Consider the following 26,016-nt stretch of genomic DNA (forward strand, 5'->3'; position numbering starts at 1 on the left):
TTGTATAGAGCAAACCCATAGAGCGGCAGACGTCCCGGGGCATCTGCCGCTCTATGCGTTTGCTCTAATTATTGCTTCTCTGAAGAGGCGATAATTTCGTTTTCGCCTTCAACGGTAAAGACCAGACGTTCACAGACATTGGTGCAGTGGTCTGCGACGCGCTCCAGCTTGTGGGCGATCCATAAGAGGTAGGTGACACGCTGCAAAGCCTTGGAGTCATTCTGCAACGTAGGAATGGCATGGCCGCCGGCCATCATGGCCATCAGATCGTGGCGCACCAGGTGATAGCGCACATCCACCACGTCGTCCTCTTCCCAGATGTAGCGGGCCGCCTTCGCATCGCGCTCAGCCACCGCCTTCATGGTTCCCTGCAAGACGCGACGCGCCTCTCGACCCAGTTCAAGGATGCCGCGTAGAGCCGTGGCCTCAGAAACCTGGGTATCACCGGCGGTCGCGGTACTTACAATTCCATCACCGCTACGCAGGGGCGCCATACGCAGGAGGATCTGGGCGATCCCGGCCGCTCCATCACCCGTACGTTCCAGATCACCGGCAATAGCCAGCGCCGACGTTAGATAGCGCAGATCACGACCACCGAGAGGTTGCTGCATCGTTAACAGACGAATAGCATGCTCCTCTACCGTCTTACGTAAGCCGTCAATTGTTGAATCAGCCTCGATGACCATGCCCGCCTGGGCGAGATCACCAGTCGCGAGGGCCTGCAGAGATTTATCTAATGCCTCATCAACGAGGGCGCCTAAACGTTGAATCTGAGAATCCAACTCCTGCAATTCTCTATCTAATGTTGATCGTGCCATTCAACTCTCCTCACTCGGTTCTTATTGGCAATGCTATCACAAGCAATCGAAAACATCACTTACTCGTAGCCAGCTACAATCCCTTTTAATTGAAAGGAACAAATCAAATATTCAATCGATACGTCATCAATTCCAGCCATTATTAACGATAGCTAAAAATAGCACAAATTTTTGCGTTAAAGAGGACTTTAGATGCACGCAATACTCTAATCTACACATAAATTTGCACACTAAGCATAGTGTAGCATATTTATCCGAGGAATGGTAGAGTCATAGTCTAACATCACATTCTATTCTTTAGGGATAAGACTTTACAAACTATAGTGTATCATGCAATGCGCATAAAATGCCCTTCCATGCAGTCTAAACAGATAAAAAATCTCATACTTGAAAAGCATCTTTACATATCTCTGTTATGGAGAGCTGAAGAGCTGGTTTTAAATGCATGTGTTACGGTTAACAAGAGGGAATCTATGTCAAAGGGCTTATAGACAACGTTCACTCCCTGCGCTGATAGATAACCTTCCTGTTCCTGTACTTCATCTATGGCGGTAGTGCAGATAATAATGGGAATATGGGAAGTGGGGCGATACATTTTGAGCATCTGTAACATCTGCCAGCCGCTCTTTTGATTCCCATAAATAAAGTCGAGAATAATAAGGTCAGGTCGGATATTCTCAATCTCCTGCGTCTTTTGCATTGGATACGATGACAGAAACACCTCAAAACCTTCTTCCTCTAACAGGAAACGAAACAGATCAAGGATAGCCTCAGTATCGTTAATGACCAATACTCTCCTCTTTGCATCTTTCATCATCAGTATACAGCCTTTCCTATTACTTTTCTGATGAACTTAACACGCCTTACGGAATTTATTGGTAACACGGCATCCTCGCGGCCCTACAGGTTGAAAGAAATGCGGCTCTGATAAGCAAATCGATATGCATTAATAATCTATTCAAAACAATCATGAATCCAAACAACTACATCTAAAATGATATAATCTTTTTTTACTATATAAGCATGATACATAGCAGCAATATAAATAAGAGGGTGAGGATACTTACGTTCTCTAGGCTCGTAGGCATCTGAGAAGCAGCGGAATTGACAGTCATTCTTAGCGCATGCTACATTAGCAGAAAGGTTCCATCCACAAGGCAGGCAGTAGAAAAAGGAACAAAAACCATGTCAACGAAAAGACTACTTGGCGTTTTTGCCCACCCCGATGACGAGGGACTTATCAGCGGCGCTCTGCTGAAATATCAGGAACTAGGTGTTGAGACCGGCCTTGTCTATGCTACGCGTGGGGAAGTCGGAGAATCTTCCGACCCGATCCTGACCGCACCAAACAACCTTGGCGAGATTCGTGAGGAGGAGATGCGTGAGGCCGCCCGTGTACTCAATGTCCAACATCTATGGTTTCTAGGGTATCGTGACTCAGGGATGCCAGATACACCCGCCAATCAGCATCCCCAGGCGCTAGTCAATGCCAATGCAGCCGAAGTAATTGGCAAGATAGTTAAGATCATCCGCGAATTTCAACCACAGGTCATTGTGACGTTTGATGAATCCGGTGGCTATGGTCACCCGGATCACATCGCCATCTATAAGTACACCATTGGAGCCTTTCATGCCGCGGCCGATAACGATCTCTATCCCGAGATGGGCCCCGGCTATTCCGCTTGCAAGCTGTACTATACATCATACTCGCGCCGCCAGGTGTTGATGATGTCCGAGTGGATTCAAGATCAGGCCTTTGACAATGTATTCAAAAATCTGGACCTTGAGCATTCGGGCTTCGACGATAATCAGATCAGCGTCCTACTGGATGTTGAGAACTGGCAGCAAGAGAAGAAACGCTCGTGGGATATGCATCGCAGCGAGGTAGATTCTGTGCTCCCCATTATTCGTTTGCCGCGCGAGCTACAGCGCAAGTGGCGCAGTTCCGAATACTTTCAACTGGCCACCTCGCGCGTGGGCAACGACAACGTGGGTGAGAATGATCTGTTTGCCCATGTCCCCTGATAGGAAGATGAGCACAAAAAAACCTCTCCGACTGGAGAGGTTTTTTATATGCTCGATCGCTTATTTCTTGCCCAGTTTGGCCAGGACGGCCCCTTTCAGCATCGATACCTCTTCTACTTTAAAGACAATCACCAGCGCAAAGTAGACGATGGCCCCGATACCGCCAGCGATAATCACCGTCACCAGGCTGCTGATAAAAGATGATGAGGCGAACAGGTGGAGATATCCCAGGCCAAGCTGGAGTCCCCAGGCCACAGCAACCATCACAGCGGTCGCCACCAGCATCTTCAGCAACGCCGGCAGAATGCCGCGCAGATGCAGCGATCCAATCGTCTTCCAGAGAATCAACAAGAGGATCAATGGATGCAGGGTATTCTGCACGGTATTGGCAAGGGCCATCACTGGTACACCGACGGTGTTCCAGAACGGCAGCGCGACCGCCAGGTAGCCCATGACGCTGAGCACCAGTACCGCGACGGGGATAATGGTGTTCTTGCGCGCGTAAAAGGCCGAGATGAGCAACTGATCAATGGCGATAAATGGCAACTGATAGGAAAAGTTCTGCAGAACCGCCGCGGTCACGACCGCCTGAGCCGGCGAAAAGTTGCCGTGCCGGAATAGCAAGGTGACAATGGGCAGTTTCAAGACGATCAAGCCAGCAGCGGCGGGGATCATTAACAGCAGGCCCAATCGGAAACCGAGCAACAGAGTGCTTTTGAAGCGCTCTATGTCTCCTTCGCGCATATACGTAGTCAGGGTGGGCAACACCGCAAACGAGAGCGCCGAAGCAACGAGTCCACCTGGAAATTGAATGAGCAGGGTGGCGAAGTTCATAGCGGACAGGTTCGCATCACCACAGCTTTTAGCCTGCCGCATCACCTCCATACAGGGCGTCAGGGTAGTCAAAAATTGGTCCAGAAAAGCCACGCAGGCCGAAAAGAAGAAGCTAAAAGCAACCGGGGCATAGAGCTTCAAGATATGGCGCAGCGCTGGATGCTTGAGATCGAGCACAAACATATAGCGCATACGCTGATTGCGCATGGCCGGGATCAACAATACGATCTCGCCAACCGTACCCAGGATGACGCCAAAGGCCAGCCCATAATGTCCCAGACCAAATAAGTGATCACCCGCCACGGCCGTGAAGATAGCACCCGCGATAATACCTGCGTGATAGGCGGCAGCCGCGAAGGCGGTCCAGCCAAACTCCTTTTGAGCGTAGAGCGCGGCCTGCAGAACGGCGAAGGGCCCCAATGCCAGCAACGAGAAGAAGACGATGCGCGTATATTGCAGCGTCAACAGCTTCTCCTGCGCATGGAAACCGGCAGCGAGGACCATATTAGTAAACCAGGGGGCTACAAAAAAGTAGCCCACTGATGAAATCGTCATGATGATCAAGACCAGGTTGACGATGGTAAAGACCAGCCGCCGTAAACCTTCCCGATCCTCGGCATAATCATTGAAAGTAGGGATCAATGCTCCCGGCACTGATCCATTGACGATAAAATCATTGAACTTCTGCGCCGGCGAGAGTGAGGCAAGAAAGGGTCCTGAAATGCCGGGGCCGGTAGAGGCGACGAAGCTCTGCCGCAGCATGCCCAGCAAGCTACTACCCAGGTTGCCTAGAGCGACCAGCGAGGCCGACTTGACCAGTTCCCTGCGATCGCTCTTTACCTCTCCCGCGCTGGGGGGAACGGCCTCTGCCTGCTCTTCCGCTATCGTGCTTTCGGACGCGGCAGACGCCACGTCGTCATCCTGAGGAGCAACGGGCGTGGACTCTATAACCTCCATCGTAGCCTCAGAATCTCCATTCCGTCCGCCCAGCACCCTTGGCACCGCCTCTATTGAATCAGCATTTTGATCATTTTGAGATGAGAGTATTTTTTCATTGATAGAATCTTTTGCCATAAAAATTGCTCCTCATAGATCCATACACAAAAATAATGGAGCTTCACGCATAATTAGAGTACCCCCCAACCAACCATAACCCCTATGGCAAACGCTTAATTTTCGCGATCAACTCTGTGGTCGAGTGATGTGGTAGATAAGGGATAAGCCGGATTTCACCGTTATACGCCATGACGTGCTTTGCTTCGGGCAGACGCGTCGTATCTGGCTGACCATTCAGCGCCCCGGCGTAGTCCGCGCCCTTGACATAAATATCCGGCCGCAGGAGATCGATCAGCGCCTCCGCGGTCGTTTCAGGAAAAATCGTCACATAATCGATACAGGATAGGGCCGCCAGAATTTCCGCCCGCTCGCCTTCGGAGACCAGGGGACGGGTGGGGCTTTTGAAGCGGCGTACGCTCTCGTCGCTGTTCAGGCCCAGTACCAGGAAATCACCCAGTTCGCGCGCTTCCTGAAGGTAGCGGATGTGGCCAAGGTGTAAGAGATCAAAGCAGCCATTGGTAAAGACGCAGCGCTCACCCGCCTGCTGGCGTCGTCTGACCTCCTCGGCCAGTTCTGTACGCGTTAAAATCTTGTTTTGTGCCAACTCTTGAATAGTTTTACTCATGTAGAATTCCCATCAGTTCATCAGGTGTATTGCTGGCGCAGCCCATGCGGCGTACGACCAGTGAGGCCGCGGCATTAGCCAGGTAGGCCGCCTCCGCCATACTGGCGCCGGCGGTCAGAGCAAGGGTGAACGTGGCGGCAACCGTGTCGCCCGCGCCATTGGTATCTACGATCTCGCTGCTAAAGGTATGTGGATAGATGGGCAGGTGTAAGGGTGTTTTGCCCATCTCAAACAGGCTCATTCCCTCGCTACCACGGGTGATCAATACACCCTGCGCGTTGCTTCTCTCTAATAAACGTCGCCCGACCTCATTTAATTCTGCCTGAGTACGAATGGTGATCCCTACCTCGGCTTCAGCCTCGGGCTGATTCGGCGTCAACGCGGTCACGCCCTGGAAGCGCGAGAATGATCCATGCGAGTCCACCACCACTACCTTGTTCAGGGATCGGGCCGTGGGGACGCAGTTCTCGATGATTTCGGGGCTAATCACACCATTGGCATAATCCGATAACACGACGGCATCGATGGTGGGCAGGACACGCCCGATGTAGTCGATGATCTGACTCTTACTGGTGGAGCTGATATCGGACGTATCGACGCGATCGACGCGCACGATATGCTGCTGCACAATCTGCGGGCTACCAGCCAGAATGCGCGTCTTGGTTGAGGTGGGACGGTCCCTATCGGAGACCACACCGTCCTGATTCATGTTCCAGGTAGCGATGGCTTCACGCAGCTTGCGGCCCGCGATGTCGTCGCCTACCACACCGGCCAGCAGGGTATCAGAGCCCAGCGAGCGCGTATTGACCGCGACGTTACAGGCTCCCCCCGGAACGATACGCTCTTCGGTCAGGTCTAATATGAGAACCGGAGCCTCGCGCGAGATGCGCGCGGGGTTGCCGATGATATATTCGTCAGATACCATATCTCCAATCACCAGTACACGCTTGCCCGCGAAGGCGCGAATCAGCGAGCTCAGTGCGCTGGCGGTGGGGATAGAGGTAGGGGTGTCAAGCGTCATGGGAATTACGCCCTTTCAATACCACATGCAATACAAATAGAGGTAGCGCTAACATTCGTCGCCAGCGCCATGGTTCGCGATAGAGGCGATACAGCCATTCAAGTCCACTCTTACGCATCCAGAGAGGGGCCCGGCGCTGTCTTCCGGCTAAAAAATCAAAGGAGCCACCGACGCCCATAGCCAATGCTACCGGCAGGCGAGCGAGGTTGCGATATATCCAGAGATCCTGGGCGGGCGCGCCATAGGCGACACATACAACGTCGGCACGCGCGGCACGGATACGCTCAAGGATGTCCTGCTCCTCTTCTACAGATGGTGAGCCCGCGTAGCTGCCAGCGATCTGCAAATCAGGATAAAGGTTCCGCAGGCGCTCCCCGGCGATCTCAGCCACGCCTGGCGCGGCCCCCAGTAAGAACATGCGGTATCCCTGTTCCGCGCATAATCTGGCCAGTTCGCGCAGGGTATCGACGCCAGTGACCCGCTCAGGCGTTGGCTGGCGCAAGAAGCGGGCCGCCAGCACAATACCAATGCCGTCCGCCATCACAAGGGCGGCCTGGTTGATACAGGTGCGGAAAAGCGGATTTTTCCGGGCCGCCATCACAAACTCGGGATTGACGGTGATGATTTGCTGGCAGGGAGGCGGTGTTGGACTGGCATGGGCGGAAGAGAGTATCTGCTCCAGGTAAGCGAGCACCTGGCGTTGGGTGAGGCGATCTACACGCACCCCCAATATATAAACGGGTGGTGGTACATCAGACGGTCTTGTATTGAGCATTTGTACCATAGATTTACCAGTGAATCACTTCTTTCTCAAAAGCAGAAACCATAATATCGGGCCGTGTCTCCTCAATGTAGCGCCTGATATGGGATAAGAGCTCGTCAGCGAGCTGACTACTGTTACTAACGTGGCTCAGTCCAATTTTGGCGCTCTGCCAGAGGTCGTTGTCCCCAACTTCAGCAATCGAGACCTCAAACTTGTTGTGTACACGGGCCATGATAGATTTTATAATTTGCCGTTTATCTTTTAATGAGTGACATTCCGGCAAATGCAATGTTATTTCAGCTGCAGCTATAACCATGCGTGTAGTATAGCATATGCAGGGCTGTCTTTCTCTTTTACTTGACCTATGGACTATTGGGGCGCCATGCGCGCTCTTCCGAAGCTCACTCGCGCCTGCGGCGCGAGGGGAGAAAAGGGAGCCTTGGGGACTTGATCATGCCCCCAGCATACTTGCCCGCACCCCGGCAGGGGGGCTGCCGTCATTTCAAGTATAGGTTTTTTAGCAGATAAGCGGGGATACAAGGGGCGGCGAGCCCCTTGACTGGGGGTTTGGGGGCTGTGCCCCCAACGCCTCCCCCATTCCCCGCCGCCCGCAGGGCGGCATGAGGGGGTCCAGGGGCACAGCCCCTGAAAAACCTATCCCTGTAAGGGACTGCCGTCCCCTGCTGCTGTGACGGGGGAGGAATAATGGTAGACTCGACGCGTCTACTCAACTCTGATACAATTCTTAGTAAAGTTTATATGATTTATGATGAGGGTAGAGACATGCTAGGAACGAGTCCACAAGGTGGGAAGTCGAAATTGCCGATGCAGGGGGTGCCGCAGCCGACGCGCGATGAGGTTTTGAAGCTGCCTCGGGTCCATATTTCGTCTCATCCTGTGATGGCACATAAGATGACCCTGTTACGCAATAAGAATACACCACCCCCGCAGTTTTATCAGCTGGTGAAGGAGATCGGGTCGCTGCTGGCTTATGAGGCAACAGAGAATCTGGCTCTGGAGAAAAGCGAGATCGAGACGCCATTGCAGAGTACCACTGGCTATCGTCTGGCCGGTGGCATCGGGGTAACACCCATCCTGCGGGCGGGCCTTGGACTGGCCGAGGGCTTTCGCCAGGTTATCCCGGATGTGCAGGTCTGGCATCTGGGTTTGCGCCGCGACGAGGAAACGTTGCAGGCCATGGAATACTATAATCGCCTGCCACACCAGGTAGATCTACAGGTTGTCTACGCGGTAGATCCAATGCTGGCAACGGGTGGTTCAGCCATCGACGCGATCAATATTCTTAAGCGCCGGGGCATTCCACGCCTCTCGTATCTGGGCATTATCGCCGCTCCCTACGGGCTACAGAGACTGGCCCAGGCTCATCCCGATATCGATATTTATGTCGCGGCACTCGATGAGTCGCTCAATGATATGGGTTATATTGTTCCAGGGCTGGGCGATGCCGGAGATCGCCAGTTTGGAACCTTCTAGTTCGGCTGCTCTATTAGCCGTTCTGCTAGATATAAAGGATTAATTTCTGTGTCTACGCCGTCTGATTCTTTTTCGTCAGAAGATTCTGCTCACGAAACCCGGCCCCCACAGCCGGCAGGGGGGGGACTTGCCCCCTGAAGGGGAGACAGAATCACAGACCACACCACCTCCCGCCCCTCCTTCTCCACAGTCACAGCTACCACCAGAAGCTCAGGGAGAAACCAATGGCGGGCCCCTTGGCTGCTGCCTGGGGACCATGGTCGGTATGCTGCTCAGTTTGAGTGTGGCCCTCTTTGGCCGTTTCTACGCAGATCCTCTGGCGGGCGTGCTCCACAGCAGTTTGAGCACGACAATTCGCGTCGTGATGTTTGTGGTTGCACTGCTGGCCGTGATTATTTGCGGCTACTTTGGTTGGAAGATAGGGAAACGCCTCTATCGTGAATATGAAGAGCCACGGGTAAGACAGAGGAAACGCAAACGTCGCTGGTAAGCAAATATGCTATTATTCATAAGTAAGTAAGTAGTATAGCCATAACGCCTCCGGGTCTACCGAAACACACGCATCGCATGAAAAGACCCGTAAATATGGATGTATTTTGTATAATAAAGACAGGCGTACCAGTACCTTAAACCGCTCATGGCTATAAGGAGTTCCGACCATGACCCAGCAATCAACAGCCATACAGCCACCAAAGAAGATATTGATCGTTGAGGATGATCCTAACAATGGGGAATTCCTCTCCCTGGTGATTTCGCAGGAGACGATCTATACGCCAATCCTGGCCGCCAACGCGGAGGAGGCGCTAGAGGTGGTTCAGAAGATGACGCCGGATCTCTTTATACTTGATTATTTTTTACCACCAGGCATTAATGGCTTTGAACTTTATCAGCAACTCCACCAGCAAGCAGGGCTGAAAAACATTCCCACTATTTTTCTGAGTGCCAGTACTGAAAAAGAGGATATTAAACAGAGCAATGTGCTTTTCTTAGAGAAACCATTTGAATTGGATGAATTACTAAAAACCATTGAAAAAGTGGTAAAGCTGTCTGACACGCCCGACTCCCCCCATTAGAATTCACATCCAGGTGACCAAAACGTTTTGCCGCCGATTGCCATAGGTTCCGCACTTTTTGTATATCTCCATCGTTTCCGCCGAAGATGCCTGAATTTTATATAACGTGAAACGGGATACCCTTCATCCGCGTACCTAATATGACTCTATTTATCCAGTGGTTGAAACAGGAGTTGGAACATATGTCAGACAAACCAACCTCAGGCACTAAAGATGCCGTTGCAATAAAAACCCTCCTTGTGGTTGAAGACGATTTAGATATTGGCGAGTTTATTGTTCATGCGATTCAGCAAGAAACCCCCTACCAGGCATTTCTAGTTGTCGATGCCTTTAAAGCGTTGAACGCGATCCGTCAACGTAAGCCGGATATGTTCCTGCTAGACTACCAACTTCCTGGTATGGATGGCCTCGAATTATACAATCTTCTACACACAACAGAGGGATTGGAAAATACACCTGTTTTATTTATGAGCGCAAACTTTTCCGAAAAGGAATTGGACATACTGCGCCTACCATATATAGAAAAGCCATTCGAGTTGGACGACCTCTTACAAGAGATTGAAAAAATACTAAGTGCATAAAAGCTACACAAAAGGAGACGCCAGGTAAGCAGTTACTTACCTGGCGTCTCCTTTTGTGTAGCTTTTATGTAGCTAGCCTGGTGGATAGGAGGTAATGAGGCATAAAGTACTATGTCTGTTTTATCAGTAGAACGGATAGGAGTATGATACGAGTAATAAACAGGGGGGAAAAGGAAGCGAAGATAGTTACCCTGGCAGGTTGGAAAGAGAGTATACATGCGCGTTGTCATTTTCTGTGATATGGAAGGCATTTCTTGTATTGAGACATGGGATCAGGTTAACGCCGGAACAGCCCTGTATGAAGAATGTCGCAAACTCTACACCGATGAGATGAACGCGGCCGTACGGGGGGCACGAGCGGCCGGGGCAACTGAAGTGGTGGTAGTCGATTGTCATGGAGCCGGGGGAGCCTATAGCTTTAAAAGCTTCCTACCATCGCAGTTGGAAGCAGGCGCGGAATATGTATTTGGCTATCCGTGGGCTCGTTATATTGAAGCCTTTGAAAAAGGTTGTGATGCCGTCCTTTTTGTAGGCGCCCATGCCATGGCCGGTACCCCAGACGGGGTGCTCTGCCATACCGTTTCAACCGAGGAATGGCACAACGCCTGGATTAACGACACCCTGGTGGGGGAGAGCGGCATTCTGGCCGCCATCGCAGGCTGCTGGGATGTACCGGCCATTTTCGCTTCCGGCGATGAAGCGACCTGCCGCGAGGTCAAGGCACTGCTGGGTGAGGAGATCGTGACCGCCCAGGTTAAACAGGGGCTTGGACGCTATACAGCCAGAAACCTGGCGCCCCAGGATGCCTGTTCCCTGATCGAGATGCGCGTGGCGCAGGCTCTGAGTCAGAGGGCCAACTGGCCCAAACCCTATAAGGTCGCGGGCCCGGTGACGTTCCGCGTTGAACTGGCCACCCCGGAGCGCGCCAGCAGCTTTATCGGACGCGAGGGGGTTCGTATCGAGGGTCCGCGCATGGTGTCAGCGACCGCTGATACATTCTGGGAAGCCTGGGACCACTTCTGGTATAGACACTAATATGGCAGACCTGGGACTATTGGGGAAGGCCACCCGGTTTAAGCACCCTTAAACAGAATATTCTTTAAGATAAGACATGCGAGTTATTCAAATAGATTGCCACAGAGTACAAGAAAAAGGAAGGGCAGCCATGCAAAGCTCTGCTCACTCACAATATATGGATGAGAGCTATTCATCAATTTTTTCAATTACCAATACATTTGATGTGGTTGACCCCGATGCGCCGGAAACCGCTTTAAGTGCTTATGAGCAGGCCATCTTCCTGGCACCGCGCGCGGCCGCTTTATATTACCATAAGGGGCAGGTACTGGAGCAGATGGGCAGAACAAGCGAGGCCCAGAGCGCCTATACAGAGGCGCGTCAACGGGGCCATCGTTGCTAGAAGCTTGACGGCGCGGCCCTATCGCTCATCACGTAAACGAATCAGTGCCAGCCGAGAACGTAACGCGTCCGTAAATTCAGACAGACGATTCGTAGATTGTTGCATTTCACGCATATGGCGGGTGACATCACCCGTCATACGCAAGATTTCAGCGATAGCGCTAACCGCCATTTGAGAGCCCTGCGATTGGCTCTCAGCGGTTGCGCAGATGCCATCGATCAGGTGCGTGAGTTGATCTGTTACCACCCCAATCGCGTCCAACGCCACCCCCGTCTGCATGACCAGTTCCGTCTGCTTGACCACTTCCTGGGTACTCTGCTCCACGCTCTGTGAAGCCTTGGTTGTCTCTTGCTGAATAGTAAGAATATAGGAGCTCACCGTGCGCGCGATTTCAGAGCTACTCATCGCCAGCGTGCGAATCTCCTGCGCGATAACCGTAAAGCCCTGCCCGTTTTCGCCGGCACGCGTCGCTTCGATGGCGGCATTGAGAGCCAGCAGATGCATGCGCATGGTCAAATCATTCAAGCCTGCGACGGTCTCGTTGATCTCCTGACCGCTCTCACTGAGCTGCTTCATCATGCGAGCCGATTGCAGGGTGGCCTCGCGTACCAGTCCCATCCCCTCGGCGGTGCGGTCCACAGCGGTCTGCGCCTCATTGGTAACATCAACTCCATCGATAGCCGTCTTCGAAAGATTAGCCGCCCGTTCGGAGATGCGGCTCATCATCTGCGCGAAGTCATTGATGGTGCGCGAGATCTGATCGATCTGCACCTCCTGGACATGGGTGTCATGCACCAGTAACTCAGAGTTTTGCTGCACGTTCTGCACATGGGCATCGACCGCCTGGGCCACTCCACGCATATCATGCAGAATGGCACCGATACTCTCAACAGTCGAATTGAGCGTATCGGCGATCGGTTGCAGACGTGGATGTTGCGAAGAGATGCGCGAGCGCATATCGCCCTGCGCGAGCAGTTGAATCTCCTCATTTAAAGCCGATACGGCCGACTCCAATGCACGATGTTCCGCCTCGCGCTCCTGAAAGATGCGCACATTATCGATCGCGATCGCCGCCTGATTGGCGAATAGCTCTATCACCTGTACGGCTTCCGCCGTCGGCACCTTACCATCCTCTGGATCATCAAGAGACAGATAGCCTAGCAATTCCTGTTTCCGTGGGCTGTACAGAGGAACAGAAAGAAAATCTTCAGGATGCCATTGACCCGGTTGATACGTATCATCATCTTTTTCTTTAACAATCACAACTGGTATCTCGGATAGGGTCTCTTTATACACAGTATGAGGGATAAAATAGCTCTGACTGATCAGAAATTCTGGTCGCATCGTATTTGTGAATGCTTCAATAGGAAAAGGGTTGTCACGCAAAGCGCGGGCATCGGCTTCCGATAAGCCAATCGAGGCCACGGAAGAAAGCATTTTGCCGCTCTGGTCTAGCAGGTTGATGTTTAAGATACGGAAACCGGTGCAGGCCGCGGTAGAGGCAACAATCTGCTGCAGGACGTCATTGAGGTCCAGGTCGGCGCGCAACAGGCTGCAAAGTCGTACCAGCTCGCGGGTCTGTTGAATATAGCGCTCCTTTTCGGATGGGGACGAGTTGCTAACGGTCGATTGTAACTCACGCGTCACAGTATGCTCCTGCGTAACACTAGCCGCATCACGCCCCTGGGGTGTAATACGGACACGGAGGTATCTTGATTGCGGTTTCCATTCTGACATAACATGCGCCTCTTCAAACTCAGGATCAGAGTAATTATACTCAGCAGAATAGCATACCACCCCCTGATCGACAAGATAATAGCCCTTCCAGCCAGGTCAGTATCGATAGGGTCTGCCGGCGATCAGCGATGACGAGGTGCATGGCGGTACCCATGCACCTCGTCATCACACTATTTTGAGCATACAGACAGGTAAGCTATTCGGCGATTGAATAGGGAAGAAAGTAGCCACGCAGCACGCGATGGATACGCCCCACGATATGCACCCCATCCTCCAGATGCTCTTCCTTTTCAATATTGCCCCGGCGATGGAAAAGCTCGACCAGGTCCCCTTTGCGATACGGAATAACCACATCCATCACTACCATATTCTCCGCTATCACGCGGGCAAGAGTCTCCATCAGACTGTCCAATCCCTGCTTCTTGAGGGCTGATACGGGGGCCGCATTGGGATACAGGCTGGTATCGATATCGTCGGGATCATCCACCAGGTCTACCTTGTTCAGGGCCGTTATCCTTGGTTTGTCGGCGGCCTCCAGTTCCTCCAGGATCTCGGTGACGGTTTCATTCTGCTCGATGGCGTTCTCGTGACTGATATCCACAACCTCAAGCAGAATATCCGCCTCCACCACCTCTTCAAGGGTAGCTCGAAACGCCGCAATCAGCTTGGTCGGCAGCTTCTGGATGAAACCCACGGTATCTGTTACCAGGATCTCCTGGTGGTTGGGCAGGGTAATGTTGCGGGTGACCGGATCGAGAGTGGCGAACAACATGTTCTCAGCCACTACGCCGGCGGAGGTCAGTGCGTTAAAGAGGGTGGATTTGCCGGCGTTGGTATAGCCAACCACGGCGATGACAGGCATGGCCTGGGCCTCGCGCTGCCGCCGGTGAATGGCACGCTGCCGGCGCACATCCTCAATCTCTTCTTTAAGTTCCGAGATCCGGCTGCGAATGCGTCGCCGATCAATTTCTAGCTTGGTTTCACCGGGACCACGGACACCGATCGCGCCGCCTACACCACCGCTGGCGCCCCGCGATCCACCAGCCTGGCGGGTAAATTCTACATCCTGACCACTCAGCCGGGGCAGGCGATATTCCATCTGGGCCAGTTCAACCTGCAGAATACCTTCACGAGTACGGGCATGTTGAGCAAAGATGTCGAGAATCAACGCCGTACGATCAATGACACGCGCGTTCAGGGCTTTATCAAGGTTGCGCTGCTGGGTAGGTGATAACTCATCATCAAAGATGATCAGTTCACAATCGAGCTGCTTCTCCAGATCGCTAAGTTCCTGTAAGCGCCCTTTCCCCAGGTATGTCGCGACATCAGGATGTGCTAATCGCTGGCGCAGGGTACCGACTACTTCAGCCCCAGCCGTGTGGGCCAGCGCGGTCAGCTCGTTCAGCGAGTCCTCGACACTCCAGACGCTATCAGCATTTGTCGCCTCGACCGCTACCAGACAGGCACGCTCAGGTCCACGACTGACACCGGTATCGATGAAACGTTCAGATTTTACCGTAATCAACCTCCGGTCTATTACTAATACAAACAGCATGCTATTGTGTATTGTATGAATTAGACCATGAGAATGCAAGTTTTATGCGGTCCGCAAGAGACGAAGTTACGGCAGGCTGGGCAAAGATTTTACAAACAGACCATTCACTTTGGCGAACAAGCTATTGGTGACCGCCTGGTTGTAGAAGTCGTGCCAGCCTTGTAATTGACCGGTGGGGACGTTCACGCCGGGAACTACGCTGGCACCCTGGACCAGCGAGGTTTGCAGGTGACCCAGGAAGGCGCCGAGCACGATCAGCAACAGGAGCCAGAGCAGCCACGCCTCGACAAAACCGATCGCGCCACCCAACAAGGTGTCTCCCTGGCTGATAAGAGGGATGCTCTTGACAGCGCCACGAATAAAGTTGCCGACAATGTGAACTGCGAAAACACACCCAAAGAAGAGCACAATATACGAGATGATGGGCGTTGCCGAGATACCATTGGAGGATAACATCTGGGTAAACTGCGGACCATAGGTGTATGCGACCCAGAGACCTACAGGGATGCCAAGCAAACTCACTAAACTAAAGACGGCTCCATTGCGCAAACCATTAAAGACTAACAGGGCGACTGTCGCAAGAAAGAGAATATCAACCCAGCTGAGAGACATCGCTTTATCCTCCCGGACCATGAGTACTTACTTTACAGTTGAACGGATGAGTCTATTATCATACATAATGATACAACGTGAGTAGGAGGTTGGTAACAAATGGGGTGTGAGGGAGCTCACATCCCCATTTGGAATCTTCGTGCCCGCCAGCGTGGGGGCGCTGACGCCCCCAATCTCTTTTTCTAGTTGTGCTGCAATCCATGCGCTATAGCGCATGGATTGCAGCACAACCATTCATATTTTTTAGCCGGTGATACCGGTGAAGTTGAAGCGGTCGGCGCGCAAGGCCGGCGCTACAACTGTGAGATAGTCGGTATATTGAATACTTTCGCGGCCAAGCGCGGTTGTACCACGTAAAACATCCATAATGCTTTGGGTAAAGCGTAGATTTTTTACGGGTCGCGTTAGCTCGCCGTGTTCAATGAGAAATGTTCCATCTCGCGTCATACCTGTGAGCAGCGTTTTCACCGGATGCAACGGATTTGTGTAGTGAAAACGTGTTACATAAATACCACGATCGACACCTTTAATTAGTTCTTCAAGTGTTGCATCTCCCGCCTCTAACATGAGGTTGAGCGGCATCGGTCCTTCACCGTTGGGCGCCGGCAAGGCATGACCAGTATTGGGCTTGCCTTCGCGAGCGGCTGTAAACGAGTCGTAGACGACCGCATTCGCGACACCACGCTCGATGATGTTGACACGCTGCTTGGGAACCCCTTCGTAGTCAAAGGCCTGCGGCAGACCAGCGATGTCATGACCGTCATCGTAGAGTGTAATCAATGGGCTGGCCAGTTGCTTACCAAACTGACCATTCATAAAGCTGCGCTCTTCCTGCACAGCGGTCGCGGAGAGTCCCATGAAGATCAGATTTTGGAGCATGTCGGCGACGGCGTATGAATCCAGGACGATAGGATACTCGCCCAGATCGATATCAATCGGGTTGCGACTGCGCTCGGCCTTGGCCACCGCCTCGCGGGCCATACACTCAAAATCGAGCTTATCCACGTTGGTGTCCATACGCTGGGTATAACCAGAGCCGTGCGCGTCGGCCATTACGACGGCATGGCATTCCGCGTCCGTTCGTGGCTCGTACGAGAAAACACCCAGCGAATTGGCGACCGCCACGTGGTGGGTATTGGTCGAAAATGCGCCCGCGGACTCCAGATGGCGCTCTTTGGCCAGTTGCACGATAATCCCTACGCGGCGCGCCCGTTCCTCGGGCGTAAATCCGGCGGTGCGCTCACTATAGCCGGCCGCCGATGCCATCGGGGCAGGGCCTGGAAGCGAATGAAACTCGGGATTCTCGGGCTGGATGCGCGCGATCTCTAGCGCCTGCTCCGCCACTTTGCGCAGGGACTCGTCGTCCAGCCGATTGGTGGTCGCGACTCCCACTCGCTTACCAACCACGGCGCGAACCCGCAGTTCGTGGTCGCTCTCGGCAACGTTCTGATGGATATGGTTGGTGGCGAAACGGGTCAGCGCGCTCTCGGTGGCGTCAAATACCACCTCTGTCTGCTCGGCCTGGGAGTAGCGCAAAACTTTCTCCAGCAACGTGCGAACGCTTGCCTCATCAGAATACATGCTATTTACTCCCATTTCTATGACCACCGTCCAACGCCAACCTGCACGTTGCGGAAACGTGCCGGGGCCGCTCCATGACCGGTGCGCATCACTTGCATTGGCTCGCCCTTTCCACAGTTTGGCGTGCCCCACACGGTCCATTCATCCGGACCACATACGGCATCGCACGATCCCCAGAACTGTGGCGTAATGCCCGTATAGGTGGCATTTTTATAGAGACGCCCTAACTTGCCATTCTTGATTTCGTAGGCCAGCTCTACCCCAAACTGGAAGTTCAGGCGACGATCATCGATGCTCCAGCTTTTATTAATGCTCATATAGAGCCCGTCAGCGGTATCGGCGATCAGGTCATCCAGCTTCCAGGTGCCAGGTTCCAGGCTGACATTGGTCATACGAATCATCGGTAGACGGTTCCAACCATCCGCCCGCACACAACCATTGCTGCTCAGGCCGATCAGAGGCGCGGTATCGCGCGACATCAGGTAACCGCTGAAGATGCCTTGAGAAACGATCGGCGTGCGTTGAGCCGGCACCCCTTCGTCGTCCCAGCCAAAGGTGCCTAACGCGCCTGGAATAGTCGCGTCCGCCGTCAAATTAACTACGTCCGACCCATAGCGATAGTTGCTATTTAGCTTGTCCGTGGTTAAGAAGCTTTTGCCCACAAAACCCGCTTCGTAACCCAGTACGCGATCCAGTTCAATGGGATGTCCACAAGATTCGTGCACCTGGAGGGCTGTCTGCGGCCCATCTAGAATAATGGTGGTGACGCCACTGGGACACTGCGGAGCCGCCAGCAGGCGCACGGCCTCTTCACCGATGCGCGCACCATGATTCACCAGGTCCATCGCCTCGATAAATTCGTATCCAGTTGTCCCTGCCTGACGGCCAAATGAGTTGGGATAGGAGCGCGTCTGTAGCTCATTGCTCTCAGGATCTACGGCCGTGGCGGAGATAGCCGCGCCGGTATCGAAAAGCTCTTGCTCGATTTCACTGCCTTCGGAACTGGCGAAAAACTTGTGCTCACGCGAGTATTCCATCGTCGCACTGGTAATAGCGACCCCATCAACACTGCGCATGGCGGCATCAGCATCCAGTAAGAGCTGCACCTTCTGATTTAGGGGCACCGTAAATGGATCAACGCGCATCGGGGTGCGATAAGACCCTTTTTGGGGTGGCAGCTCTGATAGGCGTACCGCTTCACCGGCGACCAGTGCGCTCGCGCGGGCGATCTGCACCGCCTGGCGGGCGATACGCTCGGCTTCAGCATTATCCATACGCGCGCTACTGGCAAATCCCCAGGCTCCATTGACAATCACGCGCACATTAAAACCACTGCTTGCCCCACTGGACACGCCCTCGACACGGCCATTTTTAACCTCAATGCCTTCGGTGGTACGCTCCATCACGCGTACATCTACATAGCTCGCTCCGAATTGCCGGGCGGCATTGATGGCTCTGATTGCGAGTTCACGCATGTATTATTCTTCCTACTTCATACAAGCCGGCCAGCACACGATGTATGCACCTTCCAAACAAGGTCACGCCAAAGGAAACAACAGGTGTGTCATGCGATATATGACCCCTGCTGCTTTTAGCATTCCCTCATTGGAATAGAGTCGGCATACAATGCGCTTTGGCCGAACAACATACCGATAGAAGTCAGCGATGGCGCAACAGTTGCGCATCGATAAAGTGGCACCCATACTTCTACCGCACTATCGTTGTGACAATATGCTTTATTGTACGGATTTTTCCCTCCGCTGTCCACTCGCCGCGGGTCGCCATGAAATTGGCCGGAACAGGCTGTACATGCCGTCAGACATGCCTGCAGGCAAGCCACATAAAGTATGCTATAATAGCCTCAATCTTTTATAACCCTGCAGTCCCTATCATTAGACGCATAAGGCTCGCAAATCGAATAAACAGTACAGACAGTAAGGAAAACAATGCAATACGGACCCGCCGCCCAGCCACAATATGGAAGCCTGCAATTACCCCATGGTGCCATCGATCTACCAGTATTTATGCCGGACGCAACGCTGGGAGTTGTTCGTTCAACCGATGCGACCGATCTGCGGAATTGCCAGCTCCAGGCCCTGGTCATGAATACCTTTCACCTGATGCAGCGGCCTGGCACGTCCACCATCCAATCCCTGGGCGGACTCCACACCATGAGTGGCTGGCAAGGACCGATTGTGACCGACTCCGGCGGCTTCCAGGCCTATTCGCTGATCCAGCAAAACGCGAAGTTTGGATCTCTGAACGCGGATGGCATTACGTTTAAGCCAGAAGGCTCGGATCGCAAGTTTCAGTTGACCCCCGAAAAGGCCGTCCAGTTGCAGATGAGCTATGGGGCCGACATTATTATGTGCCTGGATTATTGTACCCATGTCGACGCGGACGCTGCATTGCAGGCCGAGGCGGTCACACGCACGATCGATTGGGCCAGGCGCTGTAAAAAAGAATATGAACGTCTGCTCAAGCAGAAGAAGCTGGCGGAAGAGAAGCGTCCCTTGCTCTTTGGCGTTGTTCAAGGGGGAGGATCTGAAGAACTGCGCCGCCGCTGCGCCGAGGCGCTACTGGAGATCGGCTTCGATGGCTTCGGCTATGGCGGCTGGCCCCTGGATAAACATGGCAACCTGCTGACCGATATCATTACCTATACCCGCAACCTGATACCCGCGCACTACCAGATGCATGCTTTGGGCGTGGGACATCCCGGTAGCATCGCGGAATTGACACGCCTGGGCTATGGTATCTTTGACTGCGCCATGCCCACTCGTGATGCGCGCCATGCGCGCCTCTATAGCTTTACCTCCGCCTCCACCTCTTTCGCCAGCGGAGAGCGCTGGTTCACCTACATATATGTGAACGATGACAAATATATCAAAAACAATCGACCGGTCTCGGAGTTTTGTGACTGCCTCTGCTGCACCCATTATTCGACTGGCTATCTCCATCATCTCTTCAAAATCAACGATACGCTCTTTTTCCGCCTGGCAACCATTCATAACCTACGCTTTATGACCATGCTGACACAGCGCATTAGAGATGGATATTATGGCCAGATTGGATAAAACGGCGGCCCTGGAACAACTGGTGGCGGATGTCAGCCACAGCAGCAAGTATAGAGATATCTGCCCTGAGCTTATCGGCAGCATCGGCGCGCAAGAATTAGAGAAGCGACGCAATCTGAAGGAGGCGATAAAGGCCACCAAGAACAAGCTGCACCAGGTGGGAGGGGCCTATCTGGATGGGCGCGACCACCTGAACGACTGGCAGGCCATGCTGCAGCAGGCCCTGGCAACGGGGGAGACCGAGCAGATCAAGCAAACCTGTCGGCACCTGATGGGATACCACGCCTCAACCCGTGAGCGCCTGTCGATCCTGGACGATTTTTATTCCACCCTCTTCTCCCAACTTCCTCCCATTCACAGCATAGTAGACATCGCCTGTGGCCTCAATCCACTCGCCTTACCCTGGATGCCCCTGCCAGAATCCCCCACCTACTACGCCTATGATATTTACCAGAACATGATGGATTTCCTGGCCTCCTACTTTGAGCTCATGCACGTAGAGGGCCATAGCCACGCCCGCGATGTCATCCGCTCTATTCCTACCCAGCCTGCAGATCTGGCGCTCATACTCAAAGTACTCCCCTGTCTGGAACAGCTCGATAAACAAGCGCCCTACCAGCTTTTACACACCATTAAGGCGCGCCATATCGTTGTCTCATATCCGATTCAGAGCCTGGGCGGCAAAAGCAAAGGGATGGCCAGCTATTATGAGGAGCATTTTAAACGCCTTGTGGAAAACGACAACTGGCTGGTCCACAGACTCGAATTCGCCACCGAACTAGTGTTTCTGATCGATACTTACCCGGCATAACTCATAGATTTTCTGGCTTTTATTGAGTATTATTAAGTGAGTACAACGTTGAATGTATCTCCACAATATCTCTCGAAGGAGCTAGAGTATTTTTATGAGTATTCCCCGATCAGAATACCCACGCCCACAATTTGAGCGCACTGCATGGCAATGTCTCAATGGCGAATGGCAGTTCGAAATCGATAATAGTGATAGTGGCCTGGAACGTGGGCTACTCGATAGAGACTTACAGGATCGTATCACCGTCCCGTTTTGTCCGGAGTCGGAGCTCTCGGGCATCAACAATAAAGATTTCATGAATGCCGTCTGGTATCGTCGTAGCGTGACGATTCCCAGCGAGTGGGAAGGTCAGCGCATCCTCTTACATTTTCAGGCCTCTGACTATGACACAACGGTGTGGGTAGACGGGGTTGAGGTCGTTCGCCATCGCGGTGGTTTTACGCCTTTCACCTGTGACATGGGCAAGGCCACTGGCACCAAAACGATCGTTGTACGCGCCCGCGACGACCATCGCCCGCCCCAGCCACGCGGCAAGCAATCACAGCGCTACTACGATTGGGGCTGCTTCTATATCCGCACCACCGGCATCTGGCAGACCGTCTGGATGGAACCGGTGCCTGAGGTGTCCCTGCGCCGGCCACGCATTACGCCCGATGTGGCCAATAGTGTGATCCGTCTGGAGCAGCCGATCACGAACAACACGCCTGGACTACGCCTGCGCGCCGAGCTCTCCGACAAAAATGGGGTCGTGGCCGAGGCCGAAACGGCCGCCGACTGGGATTTTTCGCCACGACTGGACCTGTCCATTCCCGCGGACCGTCGCCATCTCTGGTCTATTCAAGATCCGTATCTCTATGACTTGACCATCTCCCTGGTGGATGCAGAAGGCAAGGTCATCGACAGCGCCCGTAGCTATACGGGTCTGCGCAGTGTCACCATCGATGGACGCGCCATCAAAATCAACAACGAGGTCGTCTTCCAGCGCCTGGTGCTCGACCAGGGATACTATCCCGATGGCGTCCTGACGGCACCCAGCGATGAGGCCCTCAAGCACGACATCGAGTTGAGTATGGAGGCCGGCTTCAACGGCGCACGCCTGCATCAAAAGGTTTTTGAAGAGCGCTTTCTGTACCACGCTGACAGGCTAGGCTACCTGGTATGGGGTGAATTCCCCGATTGGGGCTCTGAGGGCCGTGTTCCCTGGCAGGATGACAACACCTTCACACCCGCCTTTGTAGCGCAATGGCTGGAAGAACTGGAGCGCGACTATTCGCATCCCGCCCTGGTTGGATGGTGTGGGCTTAACGAGACCCTCTATGATCGCCAGGAAAAGATCACGAACCTGGACGACATTACACGCGCCATGTTCCTGGCCGCCAAGGCGATGGACACCACACGTCCCGTATTGGATGCCTCTGGCTACGCCCATCGCGTTCCAGAGACCGATGTATACGACTCACACGACTATCTAACCGGAAAGGATTTCTGGGCAGACATAGAGCGCTATAAAGAACGCCACGCGCATGTAGGAGACGGCAAAGTCCATACAAATCTGCGTGACGGCCACGAGATGTCTTTACCCTATACCAACCAGCCTTACTTCGTCAGTGAGTTCGGTGGCATCTGGTGGAGCGAGCAGGTCAAAAAAGGCGACAATAAATCCAGCTGGGGATACGGTACCGCCCCCGAGACCCACGAAGAGTTTTATAAACGCTTCCAGGCTCTCTGCGATGTCCTGCTGGACAATCCGCACATGTTCGGCTATTGCTATACACAGCTCACCGATGTCTCGGTCGAACAGAACGGCATCTTCACCTTTGATCGCCGCTCAAAATTCGACAATGCCCGGCTACACGAGATTCAAACGCGCCAGGCAGCTATCGAGCGGGAAGCACAAAAAACCACCCGTTAATAACAACATTAAAGAACAGGGGTCGGTCGCGTATGCGGCCGACCCCTGTTCTTTAATGTTGTTATTGGCTTAACCAACATCCTCATGTGCATCAATTTCGGCCTGACTTTCATGATCCTGATGCTTCTGCTCCTCCTCAGCGACAGGATTGGTCTGCTGCGCATCCGCTCCCTTGATGTAGTGGATGCCCCACCAGCAGAAGGCCAGCAGGCTAGCAGACACTATAAAGATCAACGGGGTAAAGCCGATCAGGGTAGTAAAGGCACCGGCGAACAGAAGAACGGGGATGGTACCCGCGCTATAGAGCATAAATTGCAGAGAGAGCACGCGCGCACGCCCACTCTCAGGGGCGCGCTCCTGCATCAGGGTCTGGGTCGGGATATTGACGCAGGCCATGGCAACACCAAGCACACACAACACCACAATAACGCCCAGCAGAATGCCGAGTGATTGCGTACCATGGGCGGGATTGATCCAATGACCCAGCCATTCCAGTCCCGGCAGGAGAATAAACCCGGCGGCCAGCGCGATAAATCCGATCACGGTCAGGCGGATACGGCCAACCTTTTCGACGAAGCGGGTCATCAGAACCGAGGCGCCCACCAGGCCAACCGCCGCCGGAGTCAGAATTATAGACATATCCTCAGGCGGACGATTTAAGACCTGCTGCACAAACGTACCTGCCAGTTCGCCAATCAGCTGCATTAATACACCTACCAGGGAAAGCTGAATCACAGAGAAGAAGAGCAGTCGATCGGCTCGTACAATCTTCCAGCCCGTCACCATATCGCGCCAGAGGGTATGCAGCGCCTGTGTGCCCGCCGCGTAAGCTCCATCGGTCTCATGCCTATGCTTATGCTTGTTAATATGATCCTCGTTAAAGGCCTGTTTAGGGATAGCCAGAATAAGACCCACGCAGACGATGTAGAAGAGCGCGACGATGACAAACAGCATATCCGTTGATTCAACGTGGAAAGTGCGAGAGCCCAGGGCAAACGAGAAGGCCGGGAAGAGCTTGGCTACCACGCTACCCAGCACCAGAAAGCCAATCGCCTGCGAGAGAGTCATTGAAATATTGAACAGGGATAGGGCCGGCATCAACTCTCGCTCACCCACCAGCAAGGGAATCGAGGAACCCTCGGCCGGAATAAAAAACTGGCCGATCAGCGATGTTAAAAACATCAGCCCGAATAATGTCCAGACATTTGAGCGATCCAGCAAGACCGTCACAAACATCAACAGCATCGTGCCCATACGCAGCAGATTACTTACCCAGAGCACGCGCCGCTTATCAATGCGATCGACGATCGCTCCGGCAATGGCGCTGAACGGGATAGCAGGCAAAGTAAAGGCGATAATCGCCAGACCAGCCATAAATGCTCCATTTGGCGGCCGGTTCACCAGCACGATCAAGCCGAAATTGGCGGCATTGAGGATAGTCAGCGAGATCAACTGCGCCATCCACAGCAATAAAAAATTGCGATTCTTTAACACATGGCGAAAGCTCGCCATATTAGCTTGTTGTTCAGTATTAGCAGGCTTTTCGGCCTGCTCGGTAGGAATCGACATATAGCACTGGCTCTCTTCCATGATAATCTAAGGATCGCATGTCTCTACTAATGGACTCCTCTATTCGGTATACGTATGATTATAGAGAAAAGTAAAAGGGAAAAACGTGTCAAATGGCCTATATTTTTCTTCGGCCATACTATTTTCTGCAAACCTGCTCCTCATCATAGCCAATTCGTGCTATAATGTGGGTCATGACCATGACACCGATTTCTCAAACACAAAAAAAGACGGATCTCCTCGCCCTGACGCTGCCGCAATTGCAGCAGTGGCTTAAAGATCGTGGTGAGGCACCTTTCCGTGCCAAACAAATTTATAACTGGCTCTATCGCCAGCTCGAAACCGACTTCTCGGCTATGTCTAATCTGCCGCAGTCATTGCGCCAGCGCCTGTCTGAAGAAGCATGTATTGGACCCACCGTTATTCGTAGTGAACTGCATTCTAAAGATGATCGCACGCGCAAAATTCTACTGGAGCTATCTGATGGCAAACTGGTCGAATCGGTGTTGATGCTGTATCCTCCTCTGAAAGAGAGCAGTTCCAGAGCGACCGTCTGCGTCTCCAGCCAGGCTGGCTGCGCCTATGGCTGCACATTCTGCGCCACCGGGCAGATGGGCTTTGATCGTCACCTGAGCGCGGGCGAGATCGTGGCCCAGGTGCTTTTCTTCGCCCGTGAACTACGCACCACCCCCTGGACCGCCTCCGGCTTGCCGGGTAGCACGCCAATCGACCATATTACCAACATTGTGCTGATGGGTATGGGTGAGCCGCTGCACAACTATACCAATGTCCTGCAGGCTCTGCGCATCCTCAACAGCAACGACGGCTTCAACCTGGGAGCGCGGCACATGACGGTCTCGACCGTTGGCCTGGTCCCCGCCATCCGCAAGCTGAGTCAGGAAAATCTGCAGATCAACCTGGCCATCTCGCTACATGCTCCGACCGACGAGCTGCGCAGTCGCACCATGCCGGTCAATCGCAAATATCCACTGGCCGAACTGCTAGCGGCCTGTAAAGACTACATTGCCACCACCAAACGCCAGGTCACCTTTGAGTATGTCCTGCTCTCAGACGTCAACGATACCGCCGAGTACGCGGAAAAGCTGGCTGAGCTACTGGCGCCACTCAAGCAGTTCGCGCACGTAAACTGCATCCCGGTCAACGCCACCTCCGCCAGCTACCAGACTCCCGGACCAGATGCCATCCGCGCCTTTCGCAACATCCTGTTCGAGCGCGGCATCAGCAACAGCGTCCGCGCCGAGCGCGGAGACGACATCGCCGCCGCCTGCGGCCAGCTCCGTACCCGCTTCGAAAATAGTAGGAAGGCACCGGTGGTGCCGGTGGTTACGCCGCAGGCGTAGCCTGGGGATTCTCGCCTTCGGCCATGACACTACGCACCTACGGTGCTCACATTTTTAAATGATGTGCTCATGCATGGTGCGCTTTGCGCGCACC

General features: G+C 53.4%; 24 protein-coding genes. 11 read left to right on the forward strand and 13 right to left on the reverse strand.

The annotated features are described in order from the left end of the window. Positions 1-68 precede the first annotated feature (68 nt). Complete coding sequence (phoU, locus tag AABA21_RS20765) at positions 69-818, reverse strand: phosphate signaling complex protein PhoU (protein ID WP_338253366.1); 750 nt, start codon at positions 816-818, stop codon at positions 69-71. 400 nt (positions 819-1,218) lie between these two features. Further along, entirely contained in the window at positions 1,219-1,635 is a 417-nt protein-coding gene (locus tag AABA21_RS20770) for a response regulator (protein ID WP_338253368.1), read from the reverse strand. Between the two features lie 368 nt (positions 1,636-2,003). Here AABA21_RS20770 and AABA21_RS20775 point away from each other — a divergent pair, with 368 nt between their 5' ends. Continuing rightward, complete coding sequence (locus AABA21_RS20775; RefSeq protein ID WP_338253370.1) at positions 2,004-2,843, forward strand: PIG-L family deacetylase; 840 nt, start codon at positions 2,004-2,006, stop codon at positions 2,841-2,843. A gap of 60 nt (positions 2,844-2,903) precedes the next feature. On the opposite strand, the gene murJ is transcribed toward AABA21_RS20775, so the two are convergent. From murJ to AABA21_RS20800, 5 genes are all read right to left on the reverse strand, one after another. Beyond that, complete coding sequence (murJ, locus tag AABA21_RS20780; protein ID WP_338253372.1) at positions 2,904-4,751, reverse strand: murein biosynthesis integral membrane protein MurJ; 1,848 nt, start codon at positions 4,749-4,751, stop codon at positions 2,904-2,906. An 82-nt stretch (positions 4,752-4,833) separates the two neighbouring features. Then, positions 4,834-5,358, reverse strand: coding sequence for an adenylyltransferase/cytidyltransferase family protein (locus AABA21_RS20785; RefSeq protein WP_338253374.1), 525 nt, complete (start codon positions 5,356-5,358; stop codon positions 4,834-4,836). Then, a complete protein-coding gene (locus AABA21_RS20790; RefSeq protein ID WP_338253375.1) occupies positions 5,351-6,379 on the reverse strand; it encodes a bifunctional heptose 7-phosphate kinase/heptose 1-phosphate adenyltransferase in 1,029 nt (342 codons plus the stop codon). Before AABA21_RS20790 ends, AABA21_RS20785 begins: the two co-directional genes overlap by 8 nt. Beyond that, positions 6,369-7,154 carry a WecB/TagA/CpsF family glycosyltransferase gene (locus tag AABA21_RS20795; RefSeq protein WP_338253377.1) on the reverse strand — a complete coding sequence of 262 codons (786 nt, stop codon included), beginning with the start codon at positions 7,152-7,154 and terminating at the stop codon, positions 6,369-6,371. Before AABA21_RS20795 ends, AABA21_RS20790 begins: the two co-directional genes overlap by 11 nt. A 13-nt stretch (positions 7,155-7,167) precedes the next feature. Next, the gene (locus tag AABA21_RS20800; RefSeq protein ID WP_338253379.1) at positions 7,168-7,458 is read right to left on the reverse strand and encodes a DUF503 domain-containing protein; all 291 of its coding nucleotides are present in this window, start codon (positions 7,456-7,458) and stop codon (positions 7,168-7,170) included. Between the two features lie 509 nt (positions 7,459-7,967). On the opposite strand from AABA21_RS20800, the gene upp reads away from it, so the two are divergent. The 6 genes from upp to AABA21_RS20830 all read left to right on the forward strand — a co-directional run bounded on the left by upp (position 7,968) and on the right by AABA21_RS20830 (position 11,707). Beyond that, positions 7,968-8,636, forward strand: coding sequence for a uracil phosphoribosyltransferase (upp, locus tag AABA21_RS20805; RefSeq protein WP_420917203.1), 669 nt, complete (start codon positions 7,968-7,970; stop codon positions 8,634-8,636). Between the two features lie 127 nt (positions 8,637-8,763). Next, on the forward strand, positions 8,764-9,126 hold the full coding sequence (locus AABA21_RS20810; protein ID WP_338253383.1) for a hypothetical protein: 363 nt from the start codon (positions 8,764-8,766) through the stop codon (positions 9,124-9,126). Between the two features lie 169 nt (positions 9,127-9,295). Next, positions 9,296-9,709 (forward strand): response regulator, encoded by a 414-nt coding sequence (locus AABA21_RS20815; RefSeq protein ID WP_338253385.1) that lies wholly within the window; start codon positions 9,296-9,298, stop codon positions 9,707-9,709. Positions 9,710-9,891: 182 nt separating this feature from the next. After that, on the forward strand, positions 9,892-10,290 hold the full coding sequence (locus AABA21_RS20820; RefSeq protein ID WP_338253387.1) for a response regulator: 399 nt from the start codon (positions 9,892-9,894) through the stop codon (positions 10,288-10,290). A gap of 216 nt (positions 10,291-10,506) precedes the next feature. Beyond that, positions 10,507-11,325, forward strand: coding sequence for a M55 family metallopeptidase (locus tag AABA21_RS20825; RefSeq protein ID WP_338253389.1), 819 nt, complete (start codon positions 10,507-10,509; stop codon positions 11,323-11,325). 130 nt (positions 11,326-11,455) lie between these two features. Continuing rightward, the gene (locus AABA21_RS20830) at positions 11,456-11,707 is read left to right on the forward strand and encodes a hypothetical protein (protein ID WP_338253391.1); all 252 of its coding nucleotides are present in this window, start codon (positions 11,456-11,458) and stop codon (positions 11,705-11,707) included. Positions 11,708-11,725: 18 nt separating this feature from the next. On the opposite strand, the gene AABA21_RS20835 is transcribed toward AABA21_RS20830, so the two are convergent. The 5 genes from AABA21_RS20835 to AABA21_RS20855 all read right to left on the reverse strand — a co-directional run bounded on the left by AABA21_RS20835 (position 11,726) and on the right by AABA21_RS20855 (position 18,667). Further along, entirely contained in the window at positions 11,726-13,354 is a 1,629-nt protein-coding gene (locus AABA21_RS20835) for a methyl-accepting chemotaxis protein (protein WP_338253393.1), read from the reverse strand. Between the two features lie 286 nt (positions 13,355-13,640). After that, on the reverse strand, positions 13,641-14,969 hold the full coding sequence (gene hflX / locus AABA21_RS20840) for a GTPase HflX (RefSeq protein WP_338253394.1): 1,329 nt from the start codon (positions 14,967-14,969) through the stop codon (positions 13,641-13,643). Positions 14,970-15,065: 96 nt separating this feature from the next. Next, a complete protein-coding gene (locus AABA21_RS20845; RefSeq protein WP_338253395.1) occupies positions 15,066-15,611 on the reverse strand; it encodes a CvpA family protein in 546 nt (181 codons plus the stop codon). 243 nt (positions 15,612-15,854) lie between these two features. Continuing rightward, positions 15,855-17,192 carry a TldD/PmbA family protein gene (locus AABA21_RS20850; protein ID WP_338253397.1) on the reverse strand — a complete coding sequence of 446 codons (1,338 nt, stop codon included), beginning with the start codon at positions 17,190-17,192 and terminating at the stop codon, positions 15,855-15,857. A gap of 17 nt (positions 17,193-17,209) precedes the next feature. Then, the gene (locus AABA21_RS20855; RefSeq protein WP_338253398.1) at positions 17,210-18,667 is read right to left on the reverse strand and encodes a TldD/PmbA family protein; all 1,458 of its coding nucleotides are present in this window, start codon (positions 18,665-18,667) and stop codon (positions 17,210-17,212) included. A gap of 471 nt (positions 18,668-19,138) precedes the next feature. Between AABA21_RS20855 and tgt the strand changes: the two genes are divergently transcribed. From tgt to AABA21_RS20870, 3 genes are all read left to right on the forward strand, one after another. Next, positions 19,139-20,269, forward strand: coding sequence for a tRNA guanosine(34) transglycosylase Tgt (tgt, locus tag AABA21_RS20860; RefSeq protein ID WP_338253399.1), 1,131 nt, complete (start codon positions 19,139-19,141; stop codon positions 20,267-20,269). Continuing rightward, complete coding sequence (locus AABA21_RS20865; protein WP_338253401.1) at positions 20,253-21,080, forward strand: class I SAM-dependent methyltransferase; 828 nt, start codon at positions 20,253-20,255, stop codon at positions 21,078-21,080. Before tgt ends, AABA21_RS20865 begins: the two co-directional genes overlap by 17 nt. A gap of 94 nt (positions 21,081-21,174) precedes the next feature. Continuing rightward, complete coding sequence (locus AABA21_RS20870; RefSeq protein WP_338253402.1) at positions 21,175-22,992, forward strand: glycoside hydrolase family 2 protein; 1,818 nt, start codon at positions 21,175-21,177, stop codon at positions 22,990-22,992. A gap of 69 nt (positions 22,993-23,061) precedes the next feature. Here the strand turns inward: AABA21_RS20870 and AABA21_RS20875 are convergent, their stop codons facing one another. Beyond that, complete coding sequence (locus AABA21_RS20875; RefSeq protein ID WP_338253404.1) at positions 23,062-24,561, reverse strand: MFS transporter; 1,500 nt, start codon at positions 24,559-24,561, stop codon at positions 23,062-23,064. Positions 24,562-24,761: 200 nt separating this feature from the next. Here AABA21_RS20875 and rlmN point away from each other — a divergent pair, with 200 nt between their 5' ends. After that, positions 24,762-25,922, forward strand: coding sequence for a dual-specificity RNA methyltransferase RlmN (gene rlmN / locus AABA21_RS20880; protein ID WP_338253406.1), 1,161 nt, complete (start codon positions 24,762-24,764; stop codon positions 25,920-25,922). Positions 25,923-26,016: the final 94 nt, after the last annotated feature.

It is taken from the genome of Dictyobacter halimunensis (assembly GCF_036245075.1).

Coding starts and splice junctions, on each gene's coding strand:
- AABA21_RS20865 (WP_338253401.1), top strand. CDS start 20,253: ATGGCCAGATTGGATAAAACGGCGGCCCTGGAACAACTGGTGGCGGAT.
- AABA21_RS20855 (WP_338253398.1), bottom strand. CDS start 18,667: ATGCGTGAACTCGCAATCAGAGCCATCAATGCCGCCCGGCAATTCGGA.
- AABA21_RS20820 (WP_338253387.1), top strand. CDS start 9,892: ATGTCAGACAAACCAACCTCAGGCACTAAAGATGCCGTTGCAATAAAA.
- murJ (WP_338253372.1), bottom strand. CDS start 4,751: ATGGCAAAAGATTCTATCAATGAAAAAATACTCTCATCTCAAAATGAT.
- AABA21_RS20795 (WP_338253377.1), bottom strand. CDS start 7,154: ATGCTCAATACAAGACCGTCTGATGTACCACCACCCGTTTATATATTG.
- tgt (WP_338253399.1), top strand. CDS start 19,139: ATGCAATACGGACCCGCCGCCCAGCCACAATATGGAAGCCTGCAATTA.
- AABA21_RS20830 (WP_338253391.1), top strand. CDS start 11,456: ATGCAAAGCTCTGCTCACTCACAATATATGGATGAGAGCTATTCATCA.
- AABA21_RS20845 (WP_338253395.1), bottom strand. CDS start 15,611: ATGTCTCTCAGCTGGGTTGATATTCTCTTTCTTGCGACAGTCGCCCTG.
- AABA21_RS20815 (WP_338253385.1), top strand. CDS start 9,296: ATGACCCAGCAATCAACAGCCATACAGCCACCAAAGAAGATATTGATC.
- rlmN (WP_338253406.1), top strand. CDS start 24,762: ATGACACCGATTTCTCAAACACAAAAAAAGACGGATCTCCTCGCCCTG.
- AABA21_RS20870 (WP_338253402.1), top strand. CDS start 21,175: ATGAGTATTCCCCGATCAGAATACCCACGCCCACAATTTGAGCGCACT.
- AABA21_RS20790 (WP_338253375.1), bottom strand. CDS start 6,379: ATGACGCTTGACACCCCTACCTCTATCCCCACCGCCAGCGCACTGAGC.
- AABA21_RS20770 (WP_338253368.1), bottom strand. CDS start 1,635: ATGATGAAAGATGCAAAGAGGAGAGTATTGGTCATTAACGATACTGAG.
- AABA21_RS20850 (WP_338253397.1), bottom strand. CDS start 17,192: ATGTATTCTGATGAGGCAAGCGTTCGCACGTTGCTGGAGAAAGTTTTG.
- AABA21_RS20800 (WP_338253379.1), bottom strand. CDS start 7,458: ATGGTTATAGCTGCAGCTGAAATAACATTGCATTTGCCGGAATGTCAC.
- upp (WP_420917203.1), top strand. CDS start 7,968: ATGCAGGGGGTGCCGCAGCCGACGCGCGATGAGGTTTTGAAGCTGCCT.
- AABA21_RS20785 (WP_338253374.1), bottom strand. CDS start 5,358: ATGAGTAAAACTATTCAAGAGTTGGCACAAAACAAGATTTTAACGCGT.
- AABA21_RS20775 (WP_338253370.1), top strand. CDS start 2,004: ATGTCAACGAAAAGACTACTTGGCGTTTTTGCCCACCCCGATGACGAG.
- phoU (WP_338253366.1), bottom strand. CDS start 818: ATGGCACGATCAACATTAGATAGAGAATTGCAGGAGTTGGATTCTCAG.
- AABA21_RS20875 (WP_338253404.1), bottom strand. CDS start 24,561: ATGTCGATTCCTACCGAGCAGGCCGAAAAGCCTGCTAATACTGAACAA.
- AABA21_RS20825 (WP_338253389.1), top strand. CDS start 10,507: ATGCGCGTTGTCATTTTCTGTGATATGGAAGGCATTTCTTGTATTGAG.